Annotated in this window: 12 protein-coding genes; 8 read left to right on the top strand and 4 right to left on the bottom strand. The window is 36.3% G+C overall.

The genetic code is table 11. The annotated features are described in order from the left end of the window. Positions 1-19 precede the first annotated feature (19 nt). Both R2800_03835 and clpB read right to left on the bottom strand, forming a co-directional pair. Positions 20-727 (bottom strand): hypothetical protein, encoded by a 708-nt coding sequence (locus R2800_03835; protein ID MEZ5016156.1) that lies wholly within the window; start codon positions 725-727, stop codon positions 20-22. Positions 728-1,057: 330 nt separating this feature from the next. Further along, a complete protein-coding gene (clpB, locus tag R2800_03830; GenBank protein ID MEZ5016155.1) occupies positions 1,058-3,673 on the bottom strand; it encodes an ATP-dependent chaperone ClpB in 2,616 nt (871 codons plus the stop codon). A gap of 208 nt (positions 3,674-3,881) precedes the next feature. On the opposite strand from clpB, the gene R2800_03825 reads away from it, so the two are divergent. The 3 genes from R2800_03825 (at position 3,882) to R2800_03815 (ending at position 6,640) form a co-directional block, all read left to right on the top strand. After that, positions 3,882-4,832, top strand: a complete 951-nt coding sequence (locus tag R2800_03825; protein MEZ5016154.1) for a hypothetical protein — start codon at positions 3,882-3,884, stop codon at positions 4,830-4,832. A gap of 41 nt (positions 4,833-4,873) precedes the next feature. Further along, a complete protein-coding gene (locus tag R2800_03820; GenBank protein ID MEZ5016153.1) occupies positions 4,874-5,680 on the top strand; it encodes an OmpA family protein in 807 nt (268 codons plus the stop codon). 66 nt (positions 5,681-5,746) lie between these two features. After that, entirely contained in the window at positions 5,747-6,640 is an 894-nt protein-coding gene (locus R2800_03815; GenBank protein MEZ5016152.1) for an OmpA family protein, read from the top strand. 53 nt (positions 6,641-6,693) lie between these two features. On the opposite strand, the gene R2800_03810 is transcribed toward R2800_03815, so the two are convergent. Next, positions 6,694-7,251, bottom strand: a complete 558-nt coding sequence (locus tag R2800_03810) for a hypothetical protein (protein MEZ5016151.1) — start codon at positions 7,249-7,251, stop codon at positions 6,694-6,696. A gap of 274 nt (positions 7,252-7,525) precedes the next feature. On the opposite strand from R2800_03810, the gene R2800_03805 reads away from it, so the two are divergent. Together R2800_03805 and R2800_03800 are read left to right on the top strand one after the other, a co-directional pair. Then, positions 7,526-9,193: a formate--tetrahydrofolate ligase gene (locus R2800_03805; protein ID MEZ5016150.1), complete on the top strand. Its 1,668-nt coding sequence runs from the start codon at positions 7,526-7,528 to the stop codon at positions 9,191-9,193. A gap of 80 nt (positions 9,194-9,273) precedes the next feature. Next, entirely contained in the window at positions 9,274-9,753 is a 480-nt protein-coding gene (locus R2800_03800; GenBank protein ID MEZ5016149.1) for an SRPBCC family protein, read from the top strand. On the opposite strand, the gene R2800_03795 is transcribed toward R2800_03800, so the two are convergent. Then, positions 9,754-10,104: a helix-turn-helix domain-containing protein gene (locus tag R2800_03795; GenBank protein ID MEZ5016148.1), complete on the bottom strand. Its 351-nt coding sequence runs from the start codon at positions 10,102-10,104 to the stop codon at positions 9,754-9,756. A gap of 114 nt (positions 10,105-10,218) precedes the next feature. Here R2800_03795 and R2800_03790 point away from each other — a divergent pair, with 114 nt between their 5' ends. Genes R2800_03790 through R2800_03780 form a run of 3 tightly spaced genes read left to right on the top strand, consistent with a single transcriptional unit; the run spans position 10,219 to position 12,335 of the window. Then, positions 10,219-11,067, top strand: coding sequence for a type 1 glutamine amidotransferase domain-containing protein (locus R2800_03790; protein MEZ5016147.1), 849 nt, complete (start codon positions 10,219-10,221; stop codon positions 11,065-11,067). Positions 11,068-11,111: 44 nt separating this feature from the next. After that, on the top strand, positions 11,112-11,717 hold the full coding sequence (locus tag R2800_03785; GenBank protein ID MEZ5016146.1) for a hypothetical protein: 606 nt from the start codon (positions 11,112-11,114) through the stop codon (positions 11,715-11,717). Positions 11,718-11,720: 3 nt separating this feature from the next. Beyond that, entirely contained in the window at positions 11,721-12,335 is a 615-nt protein-coding gene (locus R2800_03780; protein ID MEZ5016145.1) for an NAD(P)-binding domain-containing protein, read from the top strand. The last annotated feature ends 42 nt before the right edge of the window (positions 12,336-12,377 follow it).

The following is a 12,377-nucleotide window of genomic DNA, read 5'->3' as shown; positions in this document are numbered from 1 at the left end:
ATATAAATTATAACCTGCTCTATTTTACTGTAAAAATGATCATGGCAGCAGCCTGTGTTAACTTTTTACCTGTATAATATATTAGCGTATAGGTTTGCCCTCTATCTAGTGTAATATTATTAATAGCGCCATCATTAATATTTGAATTATTAACAGGCTTCCCCTTTCCTACAGGAGGGAATGAATTATACGGCGATGCCATACCTTCCCAAACCCCAAACCAGTTACCATAATCAAGTGGCAAATACCCTTCCATTGTCCTATATCTAAAGGATAGCGAATTTGCGGCTACTTCCAACAACTCTATACTAACCCATTCACTAGTATTGTCTGTGCTATTTGCAGCCAAATGTGCACAAGCACATATTTGCTCTACAGTAGAGTCTACTGAATAACAGGCGATATAAGCTGTATTAATATTAATTTCAATTTCTTCCAATACATAAGAACCACTTTGCGTTGCATCTATTGGTAGAAGTTGCTTTTTCATAGGCTTATACTTCCATGGCACTTCTGTAGCACGCCATAACCATAAGCTATTATGGTTTTGCCCCGACTGGTTTGCCGGTAATGTTTCATAGGTCAATGATAAAGTATTTCCACTGACCGACTTTTGGTCAATATTGAGCTGACAATGATCATACCTGACTAGCTCATACCCCCTAGAATTAGTAGAATCTTGTGAATAACATAAACTATTTATCAGCAATAATGATAATAGAAGCATTGATCTTAGACAATATGACTTCTTTAGATTATTCATGTTTCATGTTGACCTTAATAATAAATTGATTTTGGGATAGTCTCTACGTAGTTACTGACAATTAGTGTAGTAGAAATAATTTACATGGTGTTCATATAAAGAACATACAAATATATGTTTTTTATATTGATATTTAAGCATTTACGATAGTTAATACCATAAACCGATAATAGACAATAAGGCATAACAATCAAATATGGATGTTGCATTTGCGCTAATTGATAAAAAAGCCCTTGCCATACAGCAAGGGCTATAACCAAAACTAAAACCTAATGAAACAATACACCTTCACGTTTACGCTTCCACCTCATGTCCATTATTCCTAATCACCACAACTCCATCAAACACATCTACTACTACTTTTTTATCCTTATCTATTTCTCCACCTATTATCTTCTTACTCAACATGTTAATAATGTCTTTCTGTATCACCCTCTTTAATGGTCTTGCTCCATATTGCGGATCGAAACCTTTTTGCGATAGATAGTCAACTGCATAATCTGTAAACTCTAATAGTATGCCTTGACCTTCCAACTGTTTTTGCAGATTTTGCAACTGTATCCTTATTATTCCACTTATTTCTTTTCTCATTAATGGGCGGAACATAATTACATCATCTACCCTATTTAAGAACTCGGGTCTTACAGATTGTTTTAATACATCCATTACCTGCTCTCTAGTCGCGTCAACTACAGTATCTATATCCTTGCCTTCTAATTCTGCAAAGTTTTCTTGAATAATATGGCTACCCATATTACTTGTCATTATGATGATGGTATTTTTGAAGTTCACCGTTCTACCTTTATTATCCGTCAGCCTTCCATCGTCAAGTACTTGAAGCAATACATTAAATGTATCAGGGTGTGCCTTTTCGATCTCGTCAAGCAAAACAACAGAGTAAGGTTTTCTCCGAACGGCTTCCGTCAACTGTCCACCTTCATCATAACCTACATATCCTGGAGGCGCACCTACCAATCGGCTCACACTATGCTTCTCTTGATACTCACTCATATCTATTCGCGTCATCATACTCTCGTCATCAAACAGTATTTCGGCAAGCGCCTTAGCCAACTCTGTTTTACCCACACCTGTAGTACCTAAGAAGATAAACGAACCAATTGGTCTGCGCGGATCCTGCAAGCCTGCCCTACCTCTACGTATCGCATCTGCCACTGCCTCAATCGCCTCATCCTGTCCCACTACACGCTTGTGCAATTCAGCCTCTAAATTAAGTAGCTTAGAACGTTCGCTTTGTAACATTCGTTGCACAGGGATACCAGTTGCCTTAGAAACATTCTCTGCTATATCTTCTGCATCCACTTCTTCTTTCAACAACCTTTTGTGCTCTGAATCCAAATTATTCAATTGTGCACTTAGTTTTTCTATAGTAGCTTCTTCTTCTTGTATCTTTCCGTAACGTATCTCAGCTACTTTACCATAATCACCTTCACGTTCCGCTTGCTCTGCCAATAGTTTACTTTCTTCTATTACATTCTTAGAACGATTGATCTGGTCAACTATTTCTTTTTCTTCTAACCACTTAGCTTTCAAGGTATCACGTTGCACATTCAATAGTGATATATCCTGATTCAAGCTTTTCAACTTAGTTTCATCATTTTCCCTCTTTATTGCCTCCCTTTCTATTTCTAATTGGCGGATCTTACGTTCCAATTCATCAAGCTCCTCTGGCATAGAGTTTAGCTCAAGTTTCAGTTTGGCTGCACTCTCATCTATTAAATCAATAGCCTTATCTGGCAAAAAACGGTCGGTTATATACCTTGTAGAGAGCTCTACTGCTGCGATAATAGCCTCATCCTTAATACGAACCTTGTGATGGTTTTCGTATCTATCTTTTAATCCACGTAGGATAGAAATAGCGTCTTCATTAGAAGGCTCATCAACAAAAACTTTCTGAAAACGACGCTCTAATGCTTTATCTTTCTCAAAGTATTTTTGGTACTCATTAAGAGTAGTTGCTCCTATGGCTCTAAGCTCTCCTCTGGCTAGTGCCGGCTTTAAGATATTAGCAGCATCCATAGCGCCTTCCATAGCACCTGCACCTACCAACGTATGTATCTCGTCGATAAACATGATAATTTCGCCACTACTCTCCGTCACTTCCTTTATTACAGCCTTCAACCTTTCTTCAAATTCACCACGATATTTTGCACCAGCCATGAGGCTACCCATATCTAGTGCATAGATAATTTTAGACTTTAAGTTATCAGGCACATCCCCATTGATCACACGATGCGCCAGCCCTTCCACAATAGCTGTTTTACCTACACCAGGCTCACCTACTAATATTGGATTATTCTTGCTACGACGTGAAAGAATATGTAAAGTTCTACGTATCTCTTCATCACGACCTATTACAGGATCTAATTTTCCTTCACGTGCCAGTTCGTTAAGGTTCTTCGCATATTTATCTAATGCATTGTATTCTTGACTAGCTGTTTGTGAGTTTACTTTACTTCCTTTTCTTAATTCCTTAATTGCAGCAGTCAAGCCTTTCTCTGTTAAGCCGGCATCTTTTAATAATTTAGAAACGTCCGACTTTGTCTTAAGTATACTAATTAGCAAATGCTCTTGAGTGACAAATTCATCTCCAAACTCTTTTAAAACTGTACTTGCTTTTAGTATTACATTATTCAAATCACGACTTACACTTTGTGCTGCTTCATTACTGGTCGTAGGTAATTTTTCAATCTGCTCATTAAGCTTACCTTCTACAATGGCAGTATTCATACCATTCTTCTTTAGCAGATAACCTATAGGACCATCTTTATCATCAAGTAGTGCTTTTAATAAGTGAGCCACTTCTATATTAGGGCTTTGATTATTGTAAGCCACTTGTTGTGCCTGCTGGATAATCTCCTGCGCCTTAATTGTAAAATTGTTTAAGTTCATTTTCTGTTTGTTTTACAGTAGTATATGCATAAAAATTGTTCCAAATAGGTGATTATGATAATATGTCAGGTAACTGATATTAGATAACGTCAGAGTGGCTTATTCCTATCAATAAAAATGAATTAATTGCAGTTTTATTCGCTCTTAGCTGACTAATATTCCGATGATGTGTAACTTTGCACCTACACCTTTCCGACTAGTTGAAAAAATGCGTATAATAATTCCACTCGCTATACTCCTCTTCTTAACAAACATCTCAGAAGCTCAAGACTATACTTGGTGGAACACTAAACATAACTGGGATGGGAAAACGCCTTGGCAAAACTACATGACCTTAAGTGCTAAATATACTGGCCCTAACGCATTGCCAGTACCCGAAATTACAACTGGAAAACTTCCTAAAAGTTCTTTCTTAGAGGTTGGCATTGCTGGACACATTAGTGGTGGTGATCAAACCGTCAATGGTGTTTTAAATACCATTATTAAGGCTGGTAAAAAAGCAGCTCTAGGCATCTACTTTGTACCTTACGAAGTGTACAACATGGACACTAATACTTCTAGGAACATAAGAAATACACGTGATTATGATGGGCAAGGCAATAGTGTAGGAGATGTATATATTTCAGGTTACTATCAAATACTTACACACCAAAAATACAGACCTGACATACTACTTACTTTTGGTGTAAAAACTGCCTCGGGCAACAACCTTGAAGCGGCAAGATTTACCGATGCACCCGGATATTATTTCAACTTATCCATTGGTAGAACCATACCATTTAAAGCTCTGAACTTTACATCCATTAGACACTATATAATGGCAGGAATGTATGTATGGCAAACATACAGTAGCCAATACAAACAGGACGATGCTGTACTATATGGAGCTGGTATTGAACTAACACACCCACACTTTATAATTGAAGAGCAAGTTGGTGGCTACTTTGGTTATATTAACAATGGAGACCGACCTGTGGTGAGCCGTTTATCTATACGTTCTAATAGGGACAAACTAATTAACTACAAGCTACTCTACCAGCAAGGCTTTGTGGATGCACCATATACTACACTTGTTATTTCTACAACCATTAACCTAGATAGGATAAAACAAAGTCTAATAAAAGATAAAGAGTTCAATTCTACCACAACAGCACCATAACGTATTTTTACGTTACAATATTTATTAGTACTTTTATTACTATGAAACACCTATTGATCCTCACCCTATTAATGGGTCATATTAATGCCATAGCACAAAATATAGCATATTTCTACTTTGACATATCATCTACTCAACTAAATAACATCGGTATACATAAGCTTGATTCACTTGTATATTATAATGTAATACGACAAAATAAACGATATAATATAATTGGCTATGCCGACAATACTGGGGATGAAATTGCTAATCTAGAACTCTCCAACAAAAGAGCTCGAGTAGTATTTGACCACCTAAAATATTTAGGCATCGATTCACAGAACATCAATGTACTTATAGGCAAAGGAGCTGTAGGAATCAAAGGTTTGCCCAACCAAAATAATAGAAGAGTGGATATCATTGCTGACACCTCAACAATGCCTCCTAGTCCGCAACCACCAACAGTAGATATTAAAAAACTAAAACCTGGAGAGAAATTCAAATTAGACCGATTGTATTTTGTAGGAGGCATGGCTACATTATTAGAATCGTCAATGCCTACACTAGAATATTTATTAAAGCTTTTGAAAGAGCATCCTAAACTTATTATTAGACTAGAGGGGCATGTTCATCATGAAAATATAAGATATAGAGTTCCTAGCAACGCTTTTAGCGTTCGTAATAATCGAGAATTGGAATCCTCATTACAAAAACTATCCGACGACAGAGCATATTCTGTATACAAATACCTTGTAGACAATGGCATTGACGAAAAACGATTGCACTGGAAGGGTTTTTCCTATTCCAAATTTCATGAATCTCCTAAAAATAATCGTCGTGTAGAGGTTAGAATACTGGCCAAATAAAAATCACCTGTTTTTTCACCTTAGGGAATAGTAGTTGCTACTACCCTATTTATCTATTTTTGTATTATGCGTTTTAAAATTGCCATATCTATTATTTTTTTTCTGCCTTTATTTGCCCTTGCACAAAAAAAGCAAGATACAATTAGTGTTTATTTTGACCTTGCAGCACCACAGCTAGATGCCAAACAAGAGCAGTATTTAGACTCTCTGGCGTATCATACTATATTGGACATCAATGAACGTTATGGAATTGTAGGCTATGCAGATTATGTTGGAGATGAAGCTAGTAACATCGCCCTATCAGAAAAAAGAGCTAACAATGTTCGTAGTCATCTAGCTAGCCTAGGCATACAAGATGATAAAATAGAAATAGTTATTGGTAAGGGAGAAATTAGTCGTACCATCCTTAATGGGAACCTAGGTTACAGAAAAGATAGACGTGTAGATATCATTATAGGAGGCTTCCCTTCTACTCCTCCAACAACTCCAATAGCTGCTAAAAAGAAAGACACCATTATAACACAGCCCATTAAGGTTGTGGACAAAACAGTGAAACCTAAGCCTACGATTACTACTGCTAAGAAAAACGAAACAATAACACTTGACAATATTTTGTTTTACCCGGGCAGTCATATTGTGAGGCACGAGTCTTACCCACAAATGGAAGAGTTATTAATGGCTATGAAGTCTAACCCTAACCTTAAGATTCAAATTGAAGGTCATATTTGCTGTCATATAGACGACCAAATAAAAGATGGTTATGATTATGACGCTAAAGAGTATCACTTATCTCGTAACAGAGCACGCTTTATTTATGACTATCTATTAAGAAACAGTATTAGCAAAAAAAGGATGACATACAAAGGCTTTGGCAGTACAAAACCACTACACAATCCCGAAAATACTGAGGAGGAGAAAAATGAGAATCGACGGGTGGAAATAAGAATTTTAGATAAATAATAAAAAGAGCAGCCCATAAGGGCTGCTCTTTTATATTTTGAGAGAGAGACTTCTTAGTCTTGAGTAGCAGTGTATACTACATCTACAGTGTAAGTACCTGCAGGGTAAGCGAAACCAGGAGTAGCCTTATACTTTACAGAGAAAGTTTGGTTACCACCACGGTCACCGTCAGTGATCAAATCTTGGTTAGAGCTAGTCAAAGTGTTGTAAGCAGAGCTAGAGAAGTTAGCACCGATGCTACCACCAGTATTGTTAGCAGAAACCATCACTCCAAGAACACCAGAAACAGGCATGATAGGAGCAGGAGAAGTAGAACCACTGTATGAGAAGTTAGCAGCGTTAGTTTTTACTGCAACTGTAAAATTTTTATTAGAACGAACTTTAAGTTCTTGAGCGCTAGTCTCAACACCGTTAGCGTAGTCATTAACAGTTGTGAAAGGGATAGTTACGTCAGAACCTGTAGCATTACCAGTTCCAGTGAAAGTAATTTCGATAGCGTTGCTTAAAGCTAGCTTTACTGTTTGTGAAGCTGAACTGTTAGCGTTACCCTCATCAGCTGATGCTGTGAAACCTAGAGAAACTAATGCTGCGATTGCGATGATCTTTTTCATAATTGTTGTTTTTGTTTGTTTGTTAAAAAGGTTGTTGTTAGTGTTTGTTTTAGTTGTTTGTTCGTTTGATGATGTAAAGATGCAACCACGATCGATCTATAGGAAATATTTCGCCCTTATTAACCCTGCGTTTGCAAGCGGTTAACCACCGTTTAACAAATGAAAAAGCCTCTACTATGTGCCAAAAAGCAAGAAAATGTTGGTTCTAGAGCCAAAACCTATTATTTTCAGGACGCAAAAATCACAGTACACTAACAAACACTTATAATATATTATGCTTTCAGACATCGAAATATCAAGAGCAGCCAAACTAAAACCTATTTACGAGATAGCAGAAAAGCTTGGTATTAAACCTGATGATATAATTCCATATGGTAGAACAAAGGCTAAAGTGCCGTTGAGCTACTTAAATGAGGAAAAAATAAAGAATAACAACCTTATTCTAGTAACAGCTATTACGCCCAACAAAGCAGGTGTAGGTAAAACCGTAACCAGCGTAGCAACTTCATTAGGATTGAATTATATAGGTAAAAATGCGGCGGTGGCATTACGAGAGCCAAGCTTAGGCCCTTGTTTCGGGATGAAAGGAGGTGCAGCTGGCGGTGGTTATTCACAGGTATTACCGATGGAAGACATCAACCTACACTTTACCGGGGATATGCATGCTATTACCTGTGCTAATAATATGATATCTGCATTATTGGACAATTATCAGCATCAAAATAGAAATACTGCGGATGCATTAGATACTATAGTATGGAGACGTGTACTTGACGTAAATGACAGAGCATTACGTAGTGTTATTACAGGTGTGGGAGGAAATTCAAACGGAGTAACTACTGAAGCTGGCTTTGATATTACTCCTGCTTCAGAAATTATGGCTTTGTTCTGTCTAGCAAATAATGTTGATGATTTACAAGAAAGGATAGAGAAAGTAATCTTAGGTTATAAAAGAGATAAAACACCATTTACAGTAAAAGACCTAGGAGTAGCAGAAGCTATTGTAGTACTACTTAGAGAAGCTATACTGCCTAACTTGGTGCAAACAACGGAAAACACACCTGCTTTTATACATGGAGGCCCTTTTGCCAATATCGCACATGGTTGTAATTCTATCCTTGCTACTAAAATGGCATTGAGTTGCAACGACTATGTGGTTACAGAATCTGGTTTTGGTAGCGACTTGGGTGCTGAAAAGTTCTTAGATATTAAGTGTCGTGTATCAGGCCTTAGACCTAAAGCAACGATAATTGTGTGTACTACTTCAGCGCTCAAGTTACATGGTGGCGTTCATGCTGATGATATTAAGAAGCCAAACCTAGATGCATTAATTGCCGGCTTACCTAACCTACAGCGCCATATCGAAAACATGAAGAATTTCGGACAAAGTGTTTTAGTATCATTCAATAAATTCCATTTCGATACTGATGAAGAGATCAACTACATTACTAAATGGTGTGAAGAACAAGGGGTAGCTTTTGCTATTAATAATGGCTTTACAGAAGGTGGTAAAGGAGCTGCCGCAGTAGCAGAAAAAATAGTTGATATCATTGAAAACAACCCTTCTAAAGATATCAACTTCACTTATGATGACAATGATGGTATCCGTACCAAAATAGAGAAAGTGGCTACTAAAATCTATAGAGCTGGTAGCGTGAGTTTTGGAGCAGGCACACTAACTAAAATTAAACGCCTTGAAGAACAAGGGTTCGGAAACTTGCCAATATGTATTGCCAAGACACAATACTCTTTTAGTGACAATCCAAAACTAATCAATGCTCCTGAAGGCTTCGATTTCACAATACGTGATATTATTATTAATGCAGGTGCAGGCTTTATAGTAGCAGTTGCTGGTGATATTATGCGTATGCCAGGACTTCCTGCCAATCCACAAGCTAATCACATAAAATTAGTTGATGGTGAGATAGAAGGATTAAGTTAATCACGACCTCATATATCATTATATTGCATAATAGCTACCAATTTTGGTAGCTATTATTGTATTTAGTTAAAAAGGTACTTATGATTGACATAAAAAAACACTCTGGCATCTATACATTAACTAGTGAACAGCAACTACCTATCTCTATTGAAGAGGCTTGGAACTTCTTCAGCTCACCTAAAAACTTAGCAGAAATCACACCAAAGAATATGGGTTTTGTTATCACATCAGAATTACCACCAAAAGCATATACAGGTCAGATAATCACCTATAAAATTGGCATACTATTCAGTATAAAAACTTCTTGGGTTACCGAGATCACCCATGTAGAACATCTTTCTCACTTCATTGACGAACAACGTTTTGGACCGTACAGCATGTGGCATCATGAACATTTTTTCACCTCATTACCTAATGGGAATACACTAATGAAAGACAAAGTGAGTTACAAAATTCCTTTAGGAATATTGGGGCATCTGGCACATGTCATATTCGTAAAAAAACAGTTATTAAACATCTTCAAATACCGCTTTGACACTTTAAACAAGAAGTTTGGCTAGTTATTTTTCATCATTAACTCCAAACTCTTCCATAAGCTCAAGTCCATAATTTCTAATGGTGTCTATTATCTTGATAGCTCTTTTACCCCTTTGAGTAATAGAGTACTCTACTTTGGGAGGAATCACAGGATATGCTTCTCTGTGTATAAAACCTTCTTCTTCCAATTGTCGCAACTGAGAAGTAAGCATTTTATGAGTTATATGTGGTATATCTTTTTTTAGCTCACTGTAACGCATTATTCTATCTTTCAGCCTCCATAAAATCGGCATTTTCCATGTCCCGCCTATCCTATCCATGGCAAACTCTACTGGGTTATAGTATAGTTTACCTTTATACATAAATTCTGGCATAATATATAATTATTTAATAATCATTTTACTTTCCTAAAAGTATGTATCCCACTTTAGGGTAAGTATGTTGCCAAACATACTAAATAAATTGAAATTCGCTCAAAATTATAAACAATGAAAAAAATAACTATTGCGCTACTGTTGTTAACAATGACAATAGCATGTAAAACAAATTCTCAGACTACAAAAAAGGATAGTAACGTGAAAGAAGTTAAAAATTACATACACCAACATGGTGCCTCACCTAAAGGCAAAATACTGATGGTTGCCAGTAGTCCTACTACATCAGAGCAGACCGGTTGGCCGATAGGCTTTTGGGCTGCTGAACTAACACACCCATTATACGTATTTCAAGAAGCTGGTTATGAAGTAGAATTAGTTTCAACAGAAGGAGGAAAGCTTATGATGGATACATACTCCAATCCTACAGATGAGAGTGGATATTCGGCACACGATATTATTACACTAGGGTACATGCAGCAAGACTGGTTTAATAATATGCTTTCCAACACTCAAAGTATTGACAAAGTAGATGTGAATCAATATGATGCCATATTCCTTGTTGGCGGCCAAGGGCCCATGTATACTTTCAAAAACAATAAAACGCTGGAAAAGTTATTTGTAAGCTTTTACGAAAAGAACAAACCTAGCGCTGCTGTTTGTCATTCTACAACATTATTACTTGGCGCTAAAAAAAGTAACGGTGATTTACTTGTAGAAGGTAAAACATGGACTGGATTTGCCAATACTGAAGAAGACTATGCTGATAAAGCTGTTGGAATGAAAATACAGCCGTATAGAATAGAGACAGAAGCAAAAAAAATAACTAATACAACTTTTAAAGTCTCCGACGCCTTCTCTTCTTACGCCATTGCCGATGGACACTTAATAACTGGACAACAACAAAACTCCGGTGCCGATGCAGCAAAACTTGTAATAGAGCAGTTATTAAATAGCAACTAATCTCAACAGCACTTGCATATGCAAGTGCTGTTAAATCTTCTTGTATGGATAAAATATTAGTACTGATAGCTACTATAATATTGAGCAAAGCAGCAAGCAGTCAAAGCTTGGAAGTAATGGCTGGTACAAAAAATATATTTACTGATGTTCAATGGCTAAAACCTATTAACAAAAAAAGGAGCTTATCTGTATTTAACAGAACAAGAGCTACTGTTGATTATCAAAAAAAAACGAATCTCTTTACGGGTACGTATATAAATTATACAATAAAGAAAGGTATTGGTATTACTGCACTAGGCAGGTTATCTACAAATAATGCAGGTGGAGATGTAGGCATACACTACTTTAGGTCATCAAAAAATGTTTTGATTTTTGCATTATTATCTACAGAAATAGGTCAAGAACTCAATTATAGTTGGTTTTCAATTATAAGATATAGACCAAAAATAAATTACAAATGGAAAGTATATACGAGCTTAGAACTGTATACTTTGATGAATAATACAACTCATATTTTGAGCGTGCAAAGAGTAAGGCTTGGATTGGAAAACAAATATATGCAAATGGGTATTGCTCTAAACCTTACAGAGTTAAACACATTACCCAACTACAATAACAATACAGGTATTTTTATCAGAAAAGATTTTTAGCGTATGAAAATAGCAATTATAGGGACAGGCAATGTAGGTAGTGCATTGGCTCAAAAATGGCATGATGCAGGACATACAATTCATTTAGGGGTTAGAGATATTAATCAGTTTAAAGGAATTGAATTATTGAAGAATAAAAATATAACTGCTCACAATGTCCAAGAAGCTGTAGCACTGTCGGAAGTGATTTTGCTATCTGTCCCTGCTTCAAAAGTTATCGATATTGCTCGTAATCTTGGTAACACAAAAGAAAAAGTAATTATTGATGCTATGAATAACATCAATAAACAGTTGAAAGGATTCAATAATACAACAGATGCGATTTTGTTAAATACAAATTGCCAAAATGTGGTCAAGTGTTTTAATACAACAGGTTATAACAATATGATTGATACAAAATACAAGACAACGATGATAGATGCATTTGTAGCAGGAGATAGTGAATACGGTAAAAAAATTGCAACCCAGCTAGCAAAGGATGCAAATTTTGGCCAATGCTATGACATTGGAGGAAATATTTTTTTTGATTTGATGGAACAATTTGCTTTTTTCTGGATCAATCTTGCCATAAATCAAAAGATGGGGAGAGATATAGCCTTTAAATTATTAAACAGATAACACCTAATAGATAGCACTATAAAGCTTAAACTGAAATAAGAA

It is taken from the genome of Flavipsychrobacter sp., from assembly GCA_041392855.1.
Taxonomy (GTDB): Bacteria; Bacteroidota; Bacteroidia; order Chitinophagales; family Chitinophagaceae; genus UBA5543.
The sequence above is the reverse complement of the archived record's forward strand: the minus strand, read 5'-3'. Positions and strand labels throughout refer to the sequence as shown.

Coding starts and splice junctions, on each gene's coding strand:
- R2800_03795 (MEZ5016148.1), bottom strand. CDS start 10,104: ATGCCAGAATTTATGTATAAAGGTAAACTATACTATAACCCAGTAGAG.
- R2800_03815 (MEZ5016152.1), top strand. CDS start 5,747: ATGCGTTTTAAAATTGCCATATCTATTATTTTTTTTCTGCCTTTATTT.
- R2800_03820 (MEZ5016153.1), top strand. CDS start 4,874: ATGAAACACCTATTGATCCTCACCCTATTAATGGGTCATATTAATGCC.
- R2800_03780 (MEZ5016145.1), top strand. CDS start 11,721: ATGAAAATAGCAATTATAGGGACAGGCAATGTAGGTAGTGCATTGGCT.
- R2800_03825 (MEZ5016154.1), top strand. CDS start 3,882: ATGCGTATAATAATTCCACTCGCTATACTCCTCTTCTTAACAAACATC.
- clpB (MEZ5016155.1), bottom strand. CDS start 3,673: ATGAACTTAAACAATTTTACAATTAAGGCGCAGGAGATTATCCAGCAG.
- R2800_03800 (MEZ5016149.1), top strand. CDS start 9,274: ATGATTGACATAAAAAAACACTCTGGCATCTATACATTAACTAGTGAA.
- R2800_03810 (MEZ5016151.1), bottom strand. CDS start 7,251: ATGAAAAAGATCATCGCAATCGCAGCATTAGTTTCTCTAGGTTTCACA.
- R2800_03785 (MEZ5016146.1), top strand. CDS start 11,112: ATGGATAAAATATTAGTACTGATAGCTACTATAATATTGAGCAAAGCA.
- R2800_03790 (MEZ5016147.1), top strand. CDS start 10,219: ATGAAAAAAATAACTATTGCGCTACTGTTGTTAACAATGACAATAGCA.
- R2800_03835 (MEZ5016156.1), bottom strand. CDS start 727: ATGCTTCTATTATCATTATTGCTGATAAATAGTTTATGTTATTCACAA.
- R2800_03805 (MEZ5016150.1), top strand. CDS start 7,526: ATGCTTTCAGACATCGAAATATCAAGAGCAGCCAAACTAAAACCTATT.